Origin of the sequence: Massilia yuzhufengensis (genome assembly GCF_900112225.1) — a bacterium.
In the GTDB taxonomy this organism is placed as follows: Bacteria; Pseudomonadota; Gammaproteobacteria; order Burkholderiales; family Burkholderiaceae_D; genus Telluria; species Telluria yuzhufengensis.
The window spans coordinates 75,901-96,400 of sequence record NZ_FOLD01000017.1 but is presented as its reverse complement, the minus strand read 5'-3'; the positions used below and the strand labels follow the sequence as shown (position 1 = coordinate 96,400).

Genomic DNA, 20,500 nt, shown 5'->3' with positions numbered 1-20,500 from the left:
TTCGCAAGCAAGCAACAGGGGCTGGGCGCCGCAAGGCGCCCAGCCCCTGTTACGTCGGCGCCTTGTTTAGTAAACGCGCTAAACAATGCCTGGGTTACCATCGCTTTATTGCTCAAAAAGCAAACTCGGCTTATATATGCGAGACAAACCGATGGAGACACCATGACCGTTCGCTTGCCCCTTGCCCTGCTCGCCGCCCTGGCCCTCACCCTTCCGGCGCAGGCCGCGGCGCCGGGTTCGCCGGCGGCGGCCGTCAACGTCTTCATCGGCACCGGCGGCGACGGCCACACCTTCCCCGGCGCCACACGGCCCTTCGGCATGGTGCAGCTCAGTCCCGACACCCAGGTGCGCCACTTCCGCCAGAGCTACCCGTGGGCCTCGGGCTACCGCCACGACGACAATTCGATCCTCGGCTTCTCGCATACCCATTTTTCCGGCAGCGGCCACTCGGACCTGGGCGACGTGCTCCTGATGCCCTACAGCGGCGACACCAAGCTGGAGCCGGGCTACCCGGAGCGCCCGCATTCCGGTTACCGTTCGCGCTTCTCGCACCTTGAAGAAAAGGCCGAACCGGGCTACTACGCGGTGCGCCTGCAGGACAACGAGGTCGACGTGGAACTGACCGCCAGCGAGCGCGTGGGCCTGCACCGCTACCGCTTCGCCAAGGACGCGCCGGCCAAAGTGATCCTCGACCTGCGCAGCAGCATCTACGACTACGGCAGCAAGAACCTGTGGTCGCGCCTGCGCCTGCGCGACGCCACGACGATGACCGGCATGCGCGAGACGCGCGGCTGGGCGCCGGGGCGCCAGCTGTATTTCGCCGTGAAGTTCTCGCGGCCCATAAGCGCGCCCCAGCTCCACAACCGCGAGGAAGCGATCGAGTACCGCGGTTTTGCGGCGCCCGGCAAGACGCCGGCGGACAAGGTGGTGGTCGAGGGCAAGGCGCTGGTGGCCGCGCTGGAATTCGGCGTGCCCGCCGACGGCGCGCTGCTGGTCAAGGTGGCGCTATCTCCGGTGAGCGAAGACAGCGCGCTGGCCAATCTCGAGGAAATGCCCGGCTGGGACTTCGACGCCGAGCGCACCCGCGCCGGTGCGGCCTGGAACGCGGCGCTGTCCACGGTGAAGGCCGAGGCGCCCGAGGCGATGCGCACGATGTTCTACACGGCCCTGTACCACAGCATGCTCGCGCCTTCGCTGTTCATGGACCGCGACGGCCGCTACCGCGGGCCGGACAACCAGGTCCACCAGGCCAAGGGCTTCAACTTCCACTCGACCTTCTCGCTGTGGGACACCTACCGCGCGCTGCACCCGCTGCTTACCTTGCTCGCGCCGGAGCGCCGCAATGCGGACTTCGTCAATTCGCTCATCGCCGCGCGGGAGCACAGCCCCCACGGCATCCTGCCGGTCTGGTCCTTCCACGGCCTGGAAACCTGGTGCATGATCGGCTACCACGCCGTACCCGTGATCGCCGACGCCTACATGAAGGGCATCCGCGGGTTTGACGCCGACAAGGCGCTGGCCGCGATGACGGCCAGCGCCGAATACGGCCCCTACGGCGGGCTGGAACACTATATGAAGCTGGGCTATGTGCCGATCGACCGCGAGCCGGAAGCGGCGAGCAAGACGGTGGAATACGCGTTTGACGACTGGACCATCGCGCGCATGGCGGAAAAAATGGGCAAGAAGGAGGTCGCGGCCCGCTACTTCAAGCGCGCGCAGAACTACCGCAACGTGTTCGACCAGGAGACCGGCTTCATCCGCGCCCGCAAATCGACCGGCGAGTTCCGCACGCCCTTCAACCCGGTGCAGTCGAACTTCGGCAGCGACTATACCGAGGGCAGCGCCTGGCAGTATTCCTGGTATATGCCGCACGATAACGCCGGCCTGATCTCCATGCTGGGCGGCGACGCGGCCTTGGCGGCAAAGCTCGACCAGGTGTTCGACGCGAAAATCGCCGACAACGTCTACGCCCACATGGAAGACATCTCGGGCCTGATCGGCCACTACGCCCACGGCAACGAGCCTTCGCACCACGTGGCCTACCTGTACAACTACGCCGGCGCGCCCTGGCGCACCCAGGAGCGCCTGGCCAACATCATGGCGACCCAATACCACAACCGTCCGGACGGGCTGTCCGGCAACGACGACCTGGGCCAGATGTCGGCCTGGTTCGCCTTCACCGCGCTCGGCTTCTACCCGGTGGCGCCCGGAAGCAACGAGTATGTGATCGGCCGCCCCTTCCTGGACAAGGCCCGGCTGGACCTGCCGAACGGGAAGCGCTTTACCATCCGCGCCGTCGGCCTGTCCGAATCGAACCGCTACGTCGGCCAGGTCACCCTGAACGGCAAGCCGCTCGCCCGCACTTTCCTGCGCCATGAAGACATCACCGCCGGCGGAGAGCTGGTGTTCACGATGCAGGCCACGCCCAACAAGGACTGGGGCAAGGATCGCGCGGCCCGCCCGTACACCCAGACCGGCTACCAGCCATGAGCATGATCCGCTACGCTGCGGCCGGCCTGCTCGCCGCCTGCTCCTTCGCCGCCGGCGCCCAGACTGTCGGGAGGGTCACCGACCCGGTCGAGTGGGTCAACCCGCTGATGGGCACGGCCAGCAAGCCGGAACTGTCGAACGGGAACACCTACCCGGCCATCGCCGTCCCCTGGGGCATGAACTTCTGGACCCCGCAGACCGGCAAGATGGGCAACGGCTGGGCCTACACCTACGACGCCGACAAGATCCGCGGCTTCAAGCAGACCCACCAGCCTTCGCCATGGATGAACGACTACGGCCAGTTCGCCGTGATGCCGGTGACGGGTTCGAAACGCTTCACGCAGGAGGCCCGCGCCAGCTGGTTCTCGCACAAGGCCGAAGTCGCCAAGCCCTATTACTACAGCGTCTACCTGGCCGACGCCGACGTCACCACCGAGATCGCGCCGACCGAACGCGCGGCCCAGTTCCGCTTCACGTTTCCCAAGTCCGACGCCAGCTATGTCGTGGTGGACGCCTTCGACAAGGGTTCGTACGTGAAGATCCTGCCCGGCCAGCGCCGGGTGATCGGCTACAGCACGCGCCATGCGCGCGGGCCGCTGCCGAAGAACTTCCGCAACTACTTTGTCATCGAGTTCGACCAGCCGTTCACGTCCACCGACACCTGGCAGGGCGAAGCGCTGCAGGAAGGCAGGCTGGAAACCGAAGGCGCGCACAGCGGCGCCCTGCTCGGCTTCACCACCGCCAAGGGGCAGAAAGTCCACATGCGCGTAGCCTCGTCCTTCATCGGCTTCGAGCAGGCCGAACTGAACCTGCGGCGCGAACTGGGCCAGGACGATTTCGACGCCACCCGCGCCAAGGGCAAGGCCCTGTGGAACGGCGTGCTGGGCAAACTCGCGGTGGAAGGCGGCAGCGTCGACCAGACCCGTACCTTCTATTCGAGCCTGTACCGCATGGTGCTGTTCCCGAACAAGATGTACGAGATCGACGCCTTCGGCAAGCCGGTGCACTGGAGCCCCTACAACGGTGAAGTCCTGCCCGGCCGCCTGTTCGCCGGCACCGGCTTCTGGGACACTTTCCGCGCGCTCTACCCTTTCCTGAACCTGGTCTACCCGTCGATCAACCGCGAGATGCAGGAGGGCCTGGCCAACGCCTTCAAGGAAGGCGGCTGGCTGCCGGAATGGTCGAGCCCCGGCTATGCCAACGTCATGATCGGGAATAACTCGGCCTCGGTGGTGGCCGATGCCTGGATCAAGGGGGTGCGCGGGCAGGACATCGAGACCCTGTGGCAGGCCCTGAAGCACGGCGCCGACAACGAAGGGCCGATGCAGGCGGTCGGGCGCGCCGGCGTGAAGTACTACAACGAGCTCGGTTACGTGCCCTACGACGTCGGCATCAACGAAAACGCGGCGCGCACGCTGGAATACGCCTACGACGATTTCACGATTTACCAGCTCGGCAAGGCGCTGGGCAAGCCGGCCGCCGAAATCGACATCTACGCCCAGCGCAGCATGAACTACCGCAAGCTGTTCGACCAGGAGTCGGGCCTCATGCGCGGCAAGAACCGCGACGGCAGCTTCCAGTCGCCGTTCAACCCCTTCAAGTGGGGCGACGCCTTCACCGAAGGGAACAGCTGGCATTACTCATGGTCGGTGTTCCACGACGTGGCCGGCCTGGCCGAGCTGATGGGCGGACGCAAGGCCTTCGTCGACAAGCTCGACACCGTATTTACCCTGCCGCCCATCTTCGATGAAAGCTATTACAAGGCCGTGATCCACGAGATCCGGGAAATGCAGATCGCGAACATGGGCCAGTACGCCCATGGCAACCAGCCGATCCAGCACATGACCTACCTGTACAACTACGCGGGCGCGCCATGGAAGGCCCAGTACTGGATCCGCGAGACCATGGACCGCATGTATGCGCCCACGCCGGACGGTTACTGCGGCGACGAAGACAATGGCCAGACCTCGGCCTGGTACGTGTTCTCGGCGCTGGGCTTCTACCCGGTCACGCCCGGCGTGAACCAGTACGTGATCGGCACGCCGCTGTTCCCGAAGGCGAGCGTGCAGCTGGAGAACGGCCGCAGCATCACACTGCGTGCGCGCGGCGCGGGGCGCTACATCGACGCCTTGCGCATCGACGGCAAGACTGCCGAACGCAACTGGGTCGGGCATGGCGAATTGATGCAGGGCGCCACGCTGGACTTCAGCATGTCCACCAGGCCGAACACGGGCCGCGGCATCCGCGCGCAGGACGCGCCCTATTCCTTCTCGCGCGACGAGAAACCCTGAGGCCGCACATGCCCGTCACCATCCGCGACATCGCCCGCGTCACCCGCTATTCGATCGGCACGGTCTCGCGCGCGCTGAAGAACCAGGACGGCCTCACCGAAAAGACCCGCGCGCGCATCCGCAGCGTGGCGCAGGAGCTGGGCTACGATTTGGCCAAGCTGCGCCAGGGCGAGCTGCGCCGCATCACCTTCCTGCTGCACCGGCAGCACGACACCAGCGCGTCGAGCCCGTTCTACCTGCCGGTGCTGCACGGCGCCGAAGAAGCCTGCCGCAAGCGCGGCATCGCCCTGTCCTTCGTGGTGCTGGGGCCGGCCGAGCCGGTTCTGGACCTGGTGCGCGTGCACCAGCCGGACGCGCTGCTGTGCGCGGGCTTCTTCGAGCCGGAGCTGCTGGGCGCCCTGCGCGACACGGGCAAGCCGCTGGTGCTGCTCGACATGCGCCTGCCCGGCTTCTGCTCCGTCAACCCCGACCACGCACTGGGCGGCTATCTAGCCACGCGCCACCTGCTGCAGATGGGGCGCAAGCGCGTCGCCATGCTGTGCGGCTCGCTGGCTCACCACAGCATCCATGAACGCAGCCGCGGCTTTCGCCGCGCCCTGTTCGAGGCGCGCATGCTGGCCGACCCGGAACTGGAAGTGCAGCTGCCCAGCGTGGGCGACCCGGCCGCCAACGTGCGGCAGGCGCTGGACGCGCTGCTGGCGCTGCCCCGCCGGCCGGACGCCCTGTTCTGCTACAACGACAGCACCGCCCTGGCGGCGCTGCAACATGCCCTGGCGCGCGGGCTGAAGGTGCCGCATGACCTGGCCATCGTCGGCTTCGACGACATCGGCGCCGCTGCCGCCGCCATCCCTCCGCTGAGCAGCGTGGCCATCGACAAGGAGGCGCTCGGCGCGCTGGGTGTCGAGCTCCTGCTGGAAAAACATCCCGCCCCCGACGCCGACCGCACACTGCCCGTGCGCCTGGTCGTGCGCGAGAGCAGCAACGACGATTGACGAGGACCCCATGGACACCCCGGACTTCTTCTCGCCCGACGTGTTATCACGGCACGTGGCCCACACGATGGCCTTCTATCATCCGCGCTGCGTCGATCCAAGCGGCGGCTTCTTCCACTACTTCCGCGACGACGGCAGCGTGGTCGACCGGCGTGCGCGCCACCTGGTGTCGAGCACCCGCTTCGTATTCGTGTTCGCCAACGCCTGGCGCCATTTCGGCGACCCGGACTACCAGCAGTTGGTGCGCCACGGCCTGGACTTCCTGCGCCGCGCGCACCGCAACCCGGAGTCCGGCGGCTACGCCTGGCAGCTGGAGTGGGACGGCGGCGCGGCGCGTATTACCGATGCCGACAACCACTGCTATGGCCTGGCCTTCGTGCTGCTGGCCTACTCGCATGCGCTCATGGCCGGCGTGGAGGAGGCGCGCGCCTGGATCTTCGAGACCTTCGACCTGATGGAACAACGCTTCTGGGAGCAGGAACACGGCCTGTACGCAGACCAGGCCAGCGCCGACTGGCGCGTGCTGGATCCCTACCGCGGCCAGAACGCCAACATGCATGCCTGCGAGGCGCTGCTGGCCGCCTTCCGCGCCACCGGCCACCTGCCCTTCCTGCACCGCGCCGAAACCCTGGCCCGCAACATCGTCCAACGCCAGGCCGGGCGCGCCGGCGGCATGGTGTGGGAGCACTACACCCAGGACTGGCAGGTGGACTGGGACTTCAACCTGCACGACAAGGCCAACCTGTTCCGTCCCTGGGGCTATCAGCCCGGCCATTTCACCGAGTGGAGCAAGCTGCTGCTGCAGCTGGAAGCCCAGGGGCCGCAGCTGGCGGAAAATCGCGACTGGCTGCTGCCGGCCGCCCAGGACCTGTATGCGAAGGCGCTGCGCTACGCGTGGGACCAGAAGCACGGCGGCCTGCACTACGGTTTTGCGCCCGACGGCACGGTGTGCGACGCCGACAAGTATTTCTGGGTGCAGGCCGAGACCCTGGCGGCGGCCGCCCTGCTCGGCGCGCGCACCGGCGCCGAACGCTACTGGGTCGACTACGAGCGCCTGTGGCGCTACTGCTGGGAGCACTTCGTCGACCACAAGCACGGGGCCTGGTACCGTATCCTCACGGCGGACAACCGCAGCTATTCCGACGAAAAGAGCCCGGCCGGGAAAGTCGACTACCACACCATGGGCGCCTGCTACGACATCCTGCCGGCGCTGGCTCAGCGCAGGTCGCCGGTCTCGACGTAGACGGTGGCCGGCCTTGGTCCCCGCCATCCCGTAACGGGCGCGGCGCCCGGCCGGCTTGCGCTAGGATTTACCTTCGATCATCCAGGAGGAGAGAGCAATGGGCAATTCAGAACAAGCGAACATCCAGTCGGCCATCGCGGCCTGCGAAGAGGCCATGCGGGCCTGCCAGGCCTGCGCCGCGGCCGACATCCGCGAGGGCACGAACGACTGCGCCCTGATCAACCTCGATTGCGCCGACATCTGCGCCGCCACCCTGAACGTGCTGGCGCGCGGCTCCAGCCACCACGGCGACTACTGCGCCCTGTGCGCCCACATCTGCCGCGCCTGCGCCGCCAAGTGCGCCCAGCACGCCGCCAAGCACCAGCACTGCGCCGAGTGCCAGGCCGCCTGCGAACGCTGCGCCGCCGAGTGCGACAAGCACGCCCGCGAACGCCACATTTAACGCTTTCTTAACGCCCGGTTAACACCGGGCTCATGCATGCCTGGCTACGATGCCCGAGAGCATCGCCCTGGAGCGGCCCGGCCGTCTTCCAGGCGCGATGCGTTCGCGCATCGTCAACCGCAGGCATTCCCCAGTGCGTATTTCGCAGGCTGGCAAGGTCCAACGATGTGCTCCCATGAATCCAGGCATATCGAACGGTCTCCATGCTCGTCCCCGCGTCACGCACCAACACCAGCCGGCTTGCCCGCATCACCATGTGGGCCGGGCCTTACGCCGGCATCGTCCAGATGCTCGTCATCGGGCTGGCCATCCTGTCTCTCTCGCGCATCGCGCTGGTGGCCTGGCAGTGGGACCGGGTGCAGGCCACCGGCATTTCCGCCGCCATGTTCGTGCAGGGCGTGCGCGCCGACCTGATCCTGCTTGGCTACTTCAGCGTGCTCCCGCTGCTGCTGGCGCCGCTGCTGGCGCACCGCCGCGCGGCGCATTTCTGGAAGCCGGCCATGGGGGCCTGGGCCAGCTTCGCCCTGGTCTTCATTGTCTTCATGGAGCTGTCCTCGCCCCAGTTCATCATGCAGTACGACGTGCGCCCCAACCGCCTGTTCGTCGAATACCTGGCCTACCCGCGCGAGGTGTTCGCCACCCTGTGGAACGGCTTCCGGGTGGCACTGCTGGCCGGCGTCGGCTTCACCGTGCTGCTGGGCGCCGCGATCTTCCAGCTGCTGCGGCGCGCCGCGCGCGACATGACCATGTGGCCGGCGCGCCGGATGCTGCTGGTGTGGCCGCTGCTGTGCGTGGCCGCCTTCATGGGGGTGCGCTCGACCACCGGACATCGCCCGGCCAACCCGGCCCTGTTCGCGCTCACCGGCGACTCGATGGTCAATTCGCTGATTATCAACTCCAGCTGGTCGGTGCTGGACGCGATCGGCTCCATGCGCAAGGAAGCGCAGTCGTCCGAGATCTACGGCGCCATGCCGCGAGAGCGCGTGCTGGCCGAAGTGAAGTCGGCGCCCTGGCTGCGCGATGCACGCTTCACCGACCCCGAGCTGCCGACCCTGCACCGGCAGCAGGCGGCGATCACGCGCGCACGGCCGCTCAACCTGGTGATCGTGCTGCAGGAGAGCCTGGGCGCCACCTTCGTCGAATCGCTCGGCGGCGTACCGGTGACGCCGGAACTGGAAAGGCTCAAGGGCGAAGGCTGGTGGTTCGAGCAGCTCTACGCCACCGGCACGCGCTCGGTGCGCGGCATCGAGGCGGTGGTGGCCGGCTACGCGCCGACGCCGGCGCGCAGCGTGGTCAAGCTGTCGCTGGCCCAGCAGAATTTCTATACGCTGGCGGCGGGCCTGGGCCAGCAGGGTTACCACACCGAGTTCGTCTACGGCGGCGAAGCCCACTTCGACAATATGCGCAGCTTCTTCACCGGCAACGGCTTCCAGAAGGTCGTCGACATCGGCGACATGCAGCCGGCCTTCGTGGGCAGCTGGGGCGCATCCGACGAAGACCTGTTCGACAAGTCGCTGCAGCGCCTCAAGCAGCTGCACGCGCAAGACAAACCCTTCTTCAGCCTGATCTTCACGTCGTCCAACCACGAACCTTTTGAATTCCCGGACGGGAAAATCGCGCTGCACGAGCAACCCAAGCAGACGGTGAACAACGCCGTGAAGTACGCCGACCACGCACTGGGCAACTTCATCCGCGCGGCCAGGCAGCAGGACTACTGGAAGGACACCGTCTTCCTGATCGTGGCCGACCACGACAACCGCGTGTATGGCAATGCGCTGGTGCCGATCAAGAAATTCCACATCCCGGGCCTGATCCTCGGCGCCGACATCCAGCCCAAGCGGATTGCCGCCATCGCCAGCCAGATCGACCTGGCTCCTACCCTGCTGTCGCTGCTGGGCGTCTCCAGCGAGCACCCGATGATCGGCCGCGACTTCGTGCGCGACAGCACCACGCCAGGCCGCGCCCTGCTGCAGTTCAATAATTACTTCACCTGGCTGGAAGGCTCCTCGGCCACGATCCTGCGCCCGGGCCAGGCGCCCCTGGCGGGCCGCTATGACGCGGCCTCGGGCGTGCTCGACCCCACCCTGGGCAAGCCCGACCAGGCCGTGGTGGACAAGGCGATGGCGCATGTGATGCTGCCGTCGCTGCTGTACCGCGAGCGGCGTTACCGGCTGGCGCGCTAGGGGCAAGCAGCCTGTCCGGGGCTTGCTCTTTTCATACCGGTTCCTGTTAATATTGGCAGTCTCGCCGGCTGGGCACGGTCCTGGCGGCGGGGGCACCACGCAGCGCTCTTCCAGACAGGGACCAACAGATGCATGCTAGACCGCCAGCAGCCGGGGCTCGTACACTGTCGCTTTCGGGCGCCATCCTGCGCATCGCCCTCGCCTTCCTGCTCGTGTTCCACGCGGCCTTGGGCCACGCGGCGTCGTCCGCCGTCACCGGCCACGCACGCGTCGAACTGCTGGTCCACGCGCCCGCCGGGGTCAAGCCCGGCGCGCAGGTCTGGCTCGGACTGCGCCTGCAGCACGCCCCCCGCTGGCACACCTACTGGCGCAATGCGGGCGACTCCGGCCTGCCCACCACCTTCGCCTGGACCCTGCCGCCCGGGTTCACGGCCGGCGACATCGTCTGGCCCACCCCGAAGCAGCTCCCGCTCGGTCCTTTGATGAACTATGGCTACGACGGTGACCTGCTGCTGCCGGTGCGCTTGACGGTACCGGCCGGCTACCAGGGCGGCGCCCTGCCGGTGAAGCTGCGCGCCGACTGGCTGATCTGCGAGGAAGTCTGCATCCCCGAATTCGCCGAGCTCGATACCATGCTGGCCGCCGGCCCCGTCACCGCGCACGCCGCGCTGTTCGAACGGGCCCGCGCCGCCGCACCGCTTGCGGTCCCGGGCCTGGCGGCCAGCGCCCGCATCGAGGGCAAGGCGCTGGTGATCGACGCGTCCGGCCTGCCGCCTGGCTACCGCGGCCAGCCGCTGCAGCTGTTCCCGGAAAACGGCGGCGTGATCGATCATCCGGCCGCGCTCGTGCAGCAATGGGATGGCGACCGGCTGGTGCTGCGCGCGCCGCTGTCGGCCCAGCGCAGCGACAGCCCGGCGACGATGGGGGCGGTGCTCACGGCCGGCCACGCTTCGCCCGGCATCCGTTTCGAGTTCCCGATCGCCGGCCCATGGCCGCAGCCGGGCGCCGCTAATGCGCCCGCTGCCGCCCAGCCCGCGCCCGCCATGCCTGGGCCCGAGCCAGGCCGCCCCTGGCTGCTGGTGCTGGCCCTGGCCTTCGTGGGCGGCGCCATCCTGAACCTGATGCCTTGCGTGTTCCCGATCCTGTCGCTGAAAGTGCTCGGCTTCGCCCAGCACCTGGGCGAGCGCCGGCGGGTGGTGGCCGGGGGCCTGGCCTATACCGCCGGCGTGATCGCGTCCTTCCTGCTGCTGGCCGCGCTCCTGCTGGCCCTGCGCGCCGGCGGCGAACAGCTGGGCTGGGGCTTCCAGCTGCAGTCGCCCCTGTTCGTGGCCGCGCTGGCGATGCTGTTCACGCTGATCGGCTTCAACCTGGCAGGGCTGGTCGAATTCAATCGCCTGCTGCCCGCCAGCTTCCTCAATGCGCGCGCCCGCAACCCGGTGGCCGACGATTTCCTCACCGGCGTGCTGGCGGTGGCGGTGGCCTCGCCCTGCACCGCGCCCTTCATGGGCGCCGCCCTCGGCGCGGCACTGGCCCAGCCCGCGCCGCAGGCGCTGTCGGTGTTCGCCGCGCTGGGCGCCGGCATGGCTGCGCCCTACCTGGCCGCCAGCCTGTTCCCCGGCGTCGCCCGCATCTTCCCGCGCCCGGGTCCCTGGATGGCCCGCTTCAAGACCGTGATGGCCTTCCCGATGTTCGCCACCGTGGTGTGGCTGCTGTGGGTACTCGGGCTGCAGGCCGGGGTCGACGCAGTGGCCGCCCTGCTTGGCCTGCTGCTCGCCGCGGCCTTCGGCCTGTGGGTGCTGGGCCTGCCGGCGCGCAGCAGCGCCGGCCGCTGGGCCGGGATCGGCGTCGCCGCCATGGTGGTCGGCGGCACGGCCGCATGGTCCTGGCCCGCCCTGCGGCACGCGCAGGCCCCGATCGACAGCGTCGCCAGCGCCGGCGCCTTCCAGGCCTGGTCGCCGCAGCTGCAGGCCAGTGCGCGCGCCGAAGGACGGCCGGTGTTCGTGGACTTCACGGCCGCCTGGTGCGTCACCTGCCAGTACAACAAGCGCACCACCTTCGCCGATCCTGGCCTGCTGCGGGACTTCGGCGCCAAGAACGTACTGCTGCTGCGGGCCGACTGGACGCGGCGCGACGCCACCATTACCCAGGCGCTCAAGGAACTCGGGCGCAGCGGCGTGCCGGTGTATGTGCTGTACCGGATTGATGCACGGCAGCCGACGCTGCTGTCGGAACTCCCGAGCGTGGAAGAAGTCCGGCGCGCACTGGCCGGGCTCTAGATGTCGATGACCAACCCGAACAACCCAAGGAGGATCTCATGAAGCGCACCATCGCACTTTCGCTGTTCGCCGCCGGCATGGTCATGGGCGGCAGCGCCCTGGCCGAGGCCGTGGTCGGCCAGCCGGCGCCCGCCTTCACCGGCACCGACGCCGCCGGCAAGCCCGTCTCGCTGTCGCAGTACAAGGGCAAGTACGTCGTGCTGGAATGGGTCAACCCGGACTGCCCCTTCGTCCAGAAGCACTACGACGGCGGCAATATGCCCAGCGTGCAGAAATACGCCGCCGGCAAGGGCGTGGCCTGGCTGTCGGTGAGCACCAGCGCCGAGGGCGAGCGCGCCGCCAAGGCAGCTTCGCTCAACGCCTGGCTGGCCAGCAAGCAAGCCGCGCCCACCGCCGCCATCATGGACACGGGCGGGGCGATCGGCCGCGCCTACGGCGCCCGCACCACGCCGCACATCTACCTGATCGATCCAAGCGGCAAGCTGGTCTACGCCGGCGCGATCGACAGCAAGCCCACGTCCAACGCGGCCGACATCAAGACCGCCACCAACTACCTGGTGCAGGCGATCGACGAGTCGCTGGCGGGCAAGCCGCTCAGCCAGGCCGTCACCAAGCCCTACGGCTGTTCAGTCAAGTACGGCTGACCAGGGCAGCAGGAAACCGGCGGCCGGTCCGCGGCCGCCATGACAATCACCAGAGGATCCGAATGCGCCACACACTGTTTTCACGCCGTTCCATGCTGGCCGCGGCCGCCGCCGCCGTCGCCTTGCTGCCGCTGGCCGATGCCCTGGCCGCCCCCTTCGCTTCCGACCGCATCACCGTGCGCACCGAGGGTTCCGGCCCGGACGTGGTCCTGATTCCGGGCCTGAATTCCTCGCCGCGCGCCTGGACGTCCACGGTCGCCGCCCTGCCCGGCTACCGCTACCACCTGGTCCAGCTGTCGGGTTTCGCCGGCCAGCCGGTGGGCGGCAACAAGACCGGTACGGTGGCCGCGCCGGTCGCCGAAGAAATCGCGCGCTACATCAAGGAAGCAGGCCTGAAGCAGCCGGCCGTGATCGGCCACTCGATGGGCGGCACCATGGGCATGATGCTGGCCGCGCGCCATCCTGACGCGCTGTCGCGCCTGATGGTGGTCGACATGTATCCTTACCTGGGCACCTTCTTCGCCGGCCCCGGCGCGGCGCCGGACAAGGTCGAGCAAGTCGCCGACGGCGTGGCCGCCGGCATCCGCGGCGCCACCCCGGAACTGCGCAGCAAGCGCACCAGCGAGACCATCGCCGGCATGGTCAACACCGAATCGATGCGCGCAGGCGCGATCGCCGATTCGGCGGCGAGCGACACCGACGTGAGCGCGCGCGCCTACCGCGAACTGATCATGACCAACCTGATCCCGGAGCTGCCGAAGATCACCAAGCCGGTGACCGTGCTGTACGTGCAGCCGCCGAGCGTGACGATCCCGGCGGAGCAGTTCGACTACGTCTACAAGGCCGCGTATGCGCCGGTAAGGCAGCTGACCCTCAAGCGCGTGCCGGACAGCGCCCACTTCATCATGTGGGACCAGCCGCAGCGCTTCCAAAGCGAGGTCAAGGCCTTCCTGGGCGCGCCCTGAGGTCGCGGCGGCGCCGCCGCATCGCATGCAGAGGCAATATGGCCAACTCCGTCCCGGGGGTACCCTTGCTGCGCAGCATGGCGCCCGGCGCGCCGGCCAAGGTGTCGGTCAAGCCTGCAGGATGGGGGGCAGGCGCAACGCCCTGACGCTCCACGACTACCTGGCCGGCCGCAAGCAATGGCTGCGCGTGGCCAGTATCGCGGGCCTGGGGCACGCATGGAGCGGTAGCGCACCAGCCACGGCATTGCATGCCGCGGCAGGTCCCGAGGCGAGCCGGATGATGCTCGAGTTCTTTGGAAAGCACCGGCGCCAGGCTGGCGACGTCCAGGGCTGGAAATGAACAACGCCGGCATGCGCCGGCGATGTTCGGGTGTTCTGGAGGCGAGGAAGGGAGTCGAACCCAACTTGACGGCTTTGCAGGCCGTTGCATGACCGCTTTGCTACCTCGCCATGAAGCTATCCTAGTCCGACGCGCGCGCGCGGCTGTGTGCTGGCGCAAGGGCCTTGCGTTTTCCGCGCGGTGTCGATATGGAGCCGCAGCCTATTCAGGGCAAGATGCAGGCCTGGCGCTGTTCCCATTCGTCGGCCGTGTCCATGCTGGGTGCGGGTTTGGCAGCCTGTGCGGTCGCGGGCTTGCCCGATGCTGGGGTGGGACCGCCAAGCTTCCTGGGTGCCGGCGCCTTGGCGGGGGCCGCGCGCGGCGGGCTTGGCGAGCGCGACACCCCGTCGATCTTGAAGACACTGACCACATTGGCGAGCTGGGCAGCCTGCTCAAGCATCGATTCGGAGGCAGCGGCGGCCTCTACCACCAAGGCTGCGTTCTGCTGCGTCACCTGGTCCATTTCGGCAACCGCCTGGTTGATCTGTTCGATGCCCGAGGTTTGTTCCTGGCTTCCTTCACCGTCGAGGTGAGTTCTTCCATCGACGACGCGGTTTCTTCCAGGGAGCTGGCTTGCTGTTCGGTGCGCGACGACAGGTCGAGATTGCCTGAAGCGACCTGGGCCGATGCCGTGGACATGGTCTCGGTGCCGCTGCGCACCTGGCCGACAATGGTCGCCAGGCTGTCGCGCATCAGCTTCATCGCATGCAGCATGCTCGACTGGTCCCCCGCCCTGGTCTCGATGGCGACGCTCAGGTCGCCGTCGGCGATCAGGCCGGCAATTCGTGCGGCATCGTGCAGTTCGCCGCCGAGCTGCCCGGTCAGGTCGCGCGTGATGCGCACGCCAAGGGCCGTGCCGGCCAGCGCGCTGCACAGCGTCAGCACCCGCATCGTCGACCGGCCCGCCTGGTACACGCTACTGGCTTCCTCGGCCGCTACCCTGGCCCGCGCCTGTTTCTGCTCCGATGGTTGGAGAGCAGATCGTCGAGCACGTTGGCATGCTTGCGGGTTGCGGCCAGGGCAAGGGTGAGCGCTTCGCTGCGGCTGGCCAGCCCCTCCTTGTCGGCCAGGGCCAGCGCGCGGGTCAGCTCGGTGTCGTAGCTGGCCGCGACGGTCGTATATTCCGCAAACATGCGCTTGGCCTCGTCGGTGACGAACAACTGCCTGGCCTTGTCGAGCTTGTCCTGGATCGCCGCCGTGTACTTGCGGATATTACGCATGTTGGTATCGCGCTCCAGCTGCGGCGTCGGCAGCAGATTGTTCCCCCTGGCCCGGCCAACACAGATCAGGTCGATGTTGGCTTCCTCGATATACGAGCGCCCCATCAGTTCGCGCTGATACATGTCGCTGGCCATCGCATTGATGCTGCCCATGGTTGAACATGCCGACCACGGCCACCGCGCTGCCAATCAGCACCAGCACCAGGAATCCGCCGACCAACTTGGTACGTACCTTGAGTGTTGCGAACATGCTTCGTTTCCTTTCGCCGTAATCGTGTAATGCCGGCCTGTTCAGGCAGCAAGTGCTTCGGTCAGGTCAAGATCGGCCAGCGACACGAGGCGCTCGATATCGACCAGGATCAGCATGCGCTCGCCCAGCAGGCCGATGCCTGTCAGGCAGTTGCCGCTCACGGCCATTCCCATGTCCGGCGCCGGCCTGATCTGCTCACCGGGGAGGTCGATGACATCGGTGACGCTGTCGACGACCATGCCGACCGTCGTATCGCCGATATTCAGGACGATGACCACCGTGGTCGCGTCATAGACCGGCGCCGCCAGGCCGAACTTGATGCGCAGGTCGATGATCGGGACGATCACGCCGCGCAGGTTGAGCATGCCCTTGACGCACGCAGGCGCGTTGGCAATCCGCGTCACATGCTCGTATCCGCGCAATTCTTGGACGGCCATGATGTGGATGCCATACTCTTCGCTGCCGAGCCGGAAGGCGAGCATTTCGTTCTTGTCGCTGTCGCTGTTCATGTGATGCTCCTGTGAGGAAATGCCTGGGGTGGCTGGCCGCCGTGCCTCACGCGCCAGCGGAACGGAAATCGGCGGGTTCATGCGCGCACGGCGTGGCGGGTCCGGGTTGCGCGGCACGGGCCGGCCTCGGCCGGCCTGGCGCGGCCCTGGCGCTGCGCCGGCGGCCGGCAGTGGTGCCGGGCGGGCGCGCCGGCATGGCGCATGCACGCGCGCCACAGGCCCATCGATGTTTGAGGACGGCGGCGGGCAGTGGACCAGGCCGGCGCGCAGCCGGCGAAGCGTTGGGACGGGGTAGGCATGGCACTCCTGATCTGCAAGCGTCCACGCGGCGCGCATGGACATTCAAGCAATCGGCAGGTCGGAGGCCGTGGTAGCCGGGCGCGTCCAGTGTGGGACGGGCGGGCGAACATCCAGCTTGCCAGCGGCGGCAAGGGTGGCCACGCTGTTGATGCGAGTTAGATGGCAATCATATTGCCACCAATCAATATTCAAGTCAATACATTCGATACTGTCAGTTTTTTTGACGCGGTGACCCGTGCTATATTGGCCTCCCGCGTTCCAGGAATGATGATGACCGCCTCGACGAAATCCGATCCGATCGATGTGACCGACCTGTGCATCGCCTTCGCCAACAGCCTGTCCACCCATCTCGAGCACGTGCGCGCCGCGCTCGACCGGGGCGACCTTGCCGGAGTGCAGGCGATTGCCCATACCCTGTCGGGCTCGGCGGCCTCCTTCGATTGCCGGCGGGTTGGCCTTGCCGCGGCCGAGCTCGATCGCTGCTGTCGCGCAGCCGACCTCGCCCTGTGCCGTAGCGCGTTCGAGCGGCTGTGCATCGCAGCCTATGCCGACGCGCCTGGGGTGTTTGCCGACGAGACCCCGGGCGTCGGCCTGCCCCCGCCCGCCGTTGCGCCGGCGCCGGCGCCGCTGATCCTGCTGGTCGACGATGACGCCCTGCTGGTGGCCGCGCTCGCACGCGCGCTTGAAACCCATGGGTTCCGGGTCCGGACCGCCGACAGCGGCGCCGCCGCGCTGGCCTTGCTGCACATGGGGCAATTGCATCCGCAACTGGCGGTGCTCGACATCGCCATGCCGGGCATGTCGGGCTTGGAGCTGGCGGCGCAGCTCGAAGGCGTGCCCTATATGTTCCTCTCGGCCAGCAGCAGCGCCGACGTCGCCGAGCGGGCCGCCGAGTGTGGCGCCGTGGGCTACCTGCTCAAGCCGATCGATCCGGCGCAGCTGCTGCCGGCAGTGCGTGCCGCCCTGGCATGCGCGGCGGAGATACAGGACTTGCGTGCCGCCGAACAGCGCCTGACCCTGGCCCTGCGCGAGGGCCGCGAAACCGGCATGGCGGTGGGCTTGCTGATGGAACGCTACCGCATCGACCGCCATGACGCGTTGCGCATGCTGCGCAGCCATGCCCGCTCCAGCCAACGCAAGCTCAACGATGTCGCGGTCGAGCTGGTGCAGGCAGGGGAAACCCTGAACGCGCTGGCGCCGCCCCGTCAGGATTTGCCGGCGGGCCGCGCCCGTGGGCCCGACCGCCGCAAGTAAGCCGGCGCCGCCAGGCCCGCGCCGTCGCCCCTCAACGCGGGGCGACGACCGCCCCCGCCCGCACCATGGCCTCGAGTTCGGCGATCTTGACCGGCTTGCCGAACAGGTAGCCCTGGAAGGCATGGCAACCGTGTGCGATCAGGAAATCGCGCTGCGCGCAGGTCTCGACGCCTTCGGCGATGACTTCCAGCCCAAGGCCCTTCCCCATGGCGATGATGGTCTGGGCCAGCATGGCGTCGGCCTGGCTGGACGGGAGCTCGTCGACGAAGGACTTGTCGATCTTCAGCTGGGTCAGCGGAAGCCTGGTCAGGTAGTTCAGCGATGAATTGCCAGTGCCAAAGTCATCGAGCGAAATGCTGAAGCCATGCGATTTCAGGGCGTTGAGCTTGGAGATCGACGAGGTGAAATCATCGATCGCCAGGCTTTCGGTCACCTCGAGCTTGAGCCGGGCGGCCGGTGCGCCAGTCCTGCGCACGTCGTCGAGGATGTCGTCGACAAAGCTGTCGACCTTGAATTGGAGCGGGCTGATGTTCACGGCAAGCACCATGTCTTCCAGCAGCGCCTGCCCTTTCCAGGCCGCCAATTGCTGGCAAACCAGTTCCAGTGCCCAGCGCCCGATTGGCAGGATCAGGCCGGATTCCTCGGCCAACGGAATGAATTCGCCGGGCGCGACCATGCCGCGCTCGGGATGCAGCCAGCGCACCAGCGCCTCGGCGCCAATCGGCCGGCCGGACCGGTCGACCTGGATCTGGTAGTGCAGTTCGAGCTGCCCGGTCTCGATCGCTCCCAGCAATTCTCCTTCCAGGCGATGGCGGTCGTCGAGCTCGCGTTGCATCGCATCTTCAAAGAAGCAGACCGCGTCGCGCCCGCCCCGCTTGCATTTGTACATGGCGATCTCGGCCTGCTGCAACAGGGCGTCGGCGCCGGTCAGGTCATCGTGGAACAGCGTTACCCCTACCGATCCGCTGCAGGCGAACCGATGGCCCTGCAGGACCAGCTGGTCGGCCATGGCGAGCCGGGCGGCCTCGGCGACCGCCATGGCCCGGGTCGCCGCCACCACGCGGTCCGGGCCGAGCGCTTCGCATAGCAGGACAAAACTGTCGCCGCTGAAGCGGGCCAGCAAGTCGCCCTCGCGCCTGACCGCCTGCAGGCGCTGCGCCACCTGGACCAGCAGCCGGTCGCCTACCCCGTGTCCGAGGGTGTCGTTGATTCTCTGGAAGTGGTCCAGGTTCAGCATCATGACGGCGCCGAATTCCTGCACGTCGGCGCGCTCGTCGACGGCAACCGCGATGCGCTCGGCCAGCTGGGTACGGTTGGGAAGCTCGGTCAGGTGGTCGAAGCGGGTCAGGCGTTCGGCCAGCGCACGCGCCTGCTTCTCCGAAGAGATATCCTGCAAGTTGCCGATGTAGTGCAAGGTCCGGCCGCGCCCGTCGGCCACTTCGGTGATCGACAGCCTGGCCGTATACACCTGTCCATCCTTGCGCCGGTTGACGATTTCGCCGATCCAGTAGCCGGTCTGGGTCAGGGTCCTCCACATCTCTTCATAGAAGGCTTGCTCGTGCAAGCCGGACTGCACGATGCGCGGGGTACGCCCGATCGATTCCTCGGCGGAGAAGCCGGAGATACGGGTAAAGGCGGCATTGACCCGCTCGATGGTGCCGTCGCCGTCCGTAATCATCATGCCATCCTGGCTCTCGAACGCGACCGAGGCGATGCGCAGTTCGCGCTCGGCGTCGCGGCGGGAGGAAATGTCGCGCGACACCACCAGCACGCCGGTGACCTTTCCCTCCAGGCCGCGAATCGGCACCTTGATCAGCTCGAGGTAGTGCGATCGCCCATCGCGCGCCAGCACCGCTTCGTCCGTCCGGAACGCCTTGCCCTGCGCCAGCACTTCGTCGTCCCAGGGCCGGACCATCGCAACGAAGGCCTGGTCGTCGAACAGGTCCTCGTCCTTGTGGCCCAGGATGCGTTCGCGCGGCAGGCCAACCAGGTTCTCGAACTGGCTGTTGCAATGCAGGTAGACACGGTTGCGGTCCTTTAGCGCCATCGCATCGGGGCTGCCCTCGAACAGGGAACGCAGTTGCGCCTGGTCGGCCAGCAGGGCCACCGCGGCCTGCTCCAGCTGCGCGGTCTTCTGCTCGATCTCGGCGGTCCGCGCGCGCACCGCGCGCCGCAGCGCGTGGACCCAGGCCAGCACCACGGCCAGCAGCAGCAGCACGGCCAGCGCCGCGACGCTGAGCCCCCGCAGGTAGGGCGTGACCTCCGCCGGCTGGCTGAACCATTTGCGCCGCAGGACCTCGCGCTCGTCATCGGTGATGGCGGCCATGCCGCGCTCGACCAGCGCCAGCGTGCCCAGCTCGCCTTTTCGCACGGCCCAGTGAAACTTGCCCGAATAGAGGGTGAAGGCTTTGGCGAACCGCTTGCGGTCCTGGTGGAGATACATGTAGTAGCTGGCCGGCGTGTCGTCCATGCAGAAGACCTCGACCTCTTCGGCCCGCCCGCCTGCCAGCAGGGCTTCATAGTTCGGATAGGTGCGCAGGGACGCAATGCCCTTGCTTGCCAGGACATCGATGCAGGCGTCGCCGCGCTGCACGCCGACGATCATGCCGGACAGCGAGTGGGTATCGTGGATGCCGGCGATGGAGCGATCGACATAGATGCTGGCATCGAGCGTGGCGTAGGGGCGGGAGTAATCGTAGATGCGCTCGCGCTGGGGCGTGCGGAACAGCATGTCGATCACATCCGCGCGGCCATCGCGCATGGCCTGCTGCGCCGCCGCCCATTCCATCGGGCGGACCTGTACCGGGATCCCGGTTTTCTTTTCCCACAATGCCCACAGGTCGATCAGGTAGCCTTCCGCCCTGCCATCGCGGTCGATGAACAGGTAGGGCGGATAATTATTGTCGGCCACCACGCGCAGGACAGCTGGCGCCGCCAGGGCGGGACCCGAGACCAGGACCAGGAACAGGCTGCGCCAGACACATCCGGCCGCAATCCATCGCAACATGCAATTTACCAGTGTTCGCATCCGTCTCACGATCCGATGGGCTCTTTTGCTTGCA

17 protein-coding genes and 1 tRNA gene are annotated in these 20,500 nt (G+C 67.5%); 11 read left to right on the top strand and 7 right to left on the bottom strand.

What is annotated here, in order from left to right:
- Positions 1–162 precede the first annotated feature (162 nt).
- The 10 genes from BM031_RS14965 (at position 163) to BM031_RS14920 (ending at position 13,866) form a co-directional block, all read left to right on the top strand.
- Positions 163–2,490 (top strand): GH92 family glycosyl hydrolase, encoded by a 2,328-nt coding sequence (locus BM031_RS14965; RefSeq protein ID WP_091875360.1) that lies wholly within the window; start codon positions 163–165, stop codon positions 2,488–2,490.
- Entirely contained in the window at positions 2,487–4,781 is a 2,295-nt protein-coding gene (locus BM031_RS14960) for a GH92 family glycosyl hydrolase (protein WP_091875359.1), read from the top strand. Before BM031_RS14965 ends, BM031_RS14960 begins: the two co-directional genes overlap by 4 nt.
- Positions 4,782–4,789: 8 nt before the next feature.
- Positions 4,790–5,773 (top strand): LacI family DNA-binding transcriptional regulator, encoded by a 984-nt coding sequence (locus BM031_RS14955; protein WP_091875358.1) that lies wholly within the window; start codon positions 4,790–4,792, stop codon positions 5,771–5,773.
- Positions 5,774–5,783: 10 nt separating this feature from the next.
- Positions 5,784–7,016, top strand: coding sequence for an AGE family epimerase/isomerase (locus BM031_RS14950; protein WP_091875357.1), 1,233 nt, complete (start codon positions 5,784–5,786; stop codon positions 7,014–7,016).
- A 97-nt stretch (positions 7,017–7,113) separates the two neighbouring features.
- Complete coding sequence (locus BM031_RS25565; RefSeq protein ID WP_091875356.1) at positions 7,114–7,458, top strand: four-helix bundle copper-binding protein; 345 nt, start codon at positions 7,114–7,116, stop codon at positions 7,456–7,458.
- 203 nt (positions 7,459–7,661) lie between these two features.
- On the top strand, positions 7,662–9,641 hold the full coding sequence (locus tag BM031_RS14940) for an LTA synthase family protein (RefSeq protein WP_091875355.1): 1,980 nt from the start codon (positions 7,662–7,664) through the stop codon (positions 9,639–9,641).
- A gap of 128 nt (positions 9,642–9,769) precedes the next feature.
- On the top strand, positions 9,770–11,917 hold the full coding sequence (locus BM031_RS14935; RefSeq protein WP_091875354.1) for a protein-disulfide reductase DsbD family protein: 2,148 nt from the start codon (positions 9,770–9,772) through the stop codon (positions 11,915–11,917).
- A gap of 38 nt (positions 11,918–11,955) precedes the next feature.
- Positions 11,956–12,561 (top strand): redoxin domain-containing protein, encoded by a 606-nt coding sequence (locus BM031_RS14930; protein WP_229408914.1) that lies wholly within the window; start codon positions 11,956–11,958, stop codon positions 12,559–12,561.
- A 62-nt stretch (positions 12,562–12,623) separates the two neighbouring features.
- The gene (locus BM031_RS14925; protein WP_218147604.1) at positions 12,624–13,526 is read left to right on the top strand and encodes an alpha/beta fold hydrolase; all 903 of its coding nucleotides are present in this window, start codon (positions 12,624–12,626) and stop codon (positions 13,524–13,526) included.
- 121 nt (positions 13,527–13,647) lie between these two features.
- On the top strand, positions 13,648–13,866 hold the full coding sequence (locus BM031_RS14920; protein ID WP_143084600.1) for an alpha/beta hydrolase family protein: 219 nt from the start codon (positions 13,648–13,650) through the stop codon (positions 13,864–13,866).
- Positions 13,867–13,902: 36 nt separating this feature from the next.
- Here BM031_RS14920 and BM031_RS14915 read toward each other — a convergent pair.
- The 6 genes from BM031_RS14915 to BM031_RS25120 form a co-directional block, all read right to left on the bottom strand.
- Positions 13,903–13,976 (bottom strand) — tRNA-Cys (locus BM031_RS14915).
- Between the two features lie 95 nt (positions 13,977–14,071).
- Positions 14,072–14,368, bottom strand: coding sequence for a hypothetical protein (locus tag BM031_RS26385; RefSeq protein WP_177207770.1), 297 nt, complete (start codon positions 14,366–14,368; stop codon positions 14,072–14,074).
- Positions 14,356–14,820, bottom strand: a complete 465-nt coding sequence (locus BM031_RS26380; protein ID WP_177207769.1) for a methyl-accepting chemotaxis protein — start codon at positions 14,818–14,820, stop codon at positions 14,356–14,358. Before BM031_RS26380 ends, BM031_RS26385 begins: the two co-directional genes overlap by 13 nt.
- A 20-nt stretch (positions 14,821–14,840) precedes the next feature.
- A complete protein-coding gene (locus tag BM031_RS14905) occupies positions 14,841–15,278 on the bottom strand; it encodes an MCP four helix bundle domain-containing protein (RefSeq protein ID WP_091875351.1) in 438 nt (145 codons plus the stop codon).
- 138 nt (positions 15,279–15,416) lie between these two features.
- Complete coding sequence (locus tag BM031_RS14900; RefSeq protein WP_091875350.1) at positions 15,417–15,884, bottom strand: chemotaxis protein CheW; 468 nt, start codon at positions 15,882–15,884, stop codon at positions 15,417–15,419.
- Between the two features lie 77 nt (positions 15,885–15,961).
- On the bottom strand, positions 15,962–16,183 hold the full coding sequence (locus tag BM031_RS25120; protein WP_143084599.1) for a hypothetical protein: 222 nt from the start codon (positions 16,181–16,183) through the stop codon (positions 15,962–15,964).
- 271 nt (positions 16,184–16,454) lie between these two features.
- Here BM031_RS25120 and BM031_RS14895 point away from each other — a divergent pair, with 271 nt between their 5' ends.
- A complete protein-coding gene (locus BM031_RS14895) occupies positions 16,455–17,438 on the top strand; it encodes a response regulator (protein ID WP_177207768.1) in 984 nt (327 codons plus the stop codon).
- A gap of 31 nt (positions 17,439–17,469) precedes the next feature.
- Here the strand turns inward: BM031_RS14895 and BM031_RS14890 are convergent, their stop codons facing one another.
- On the bottom strand, positions 17,470–20,445 hold the full coding sequence (locus BM031_RS14890) for an EAL domain-containing protein (protein WP_091875348.1): 2,976 nt from the start codon (positions 20,443–20,445) through the stop codon (positions 17,470–17,472).
- Positions 20,446–20,500 lie beyond the last annotated feature (55 nt).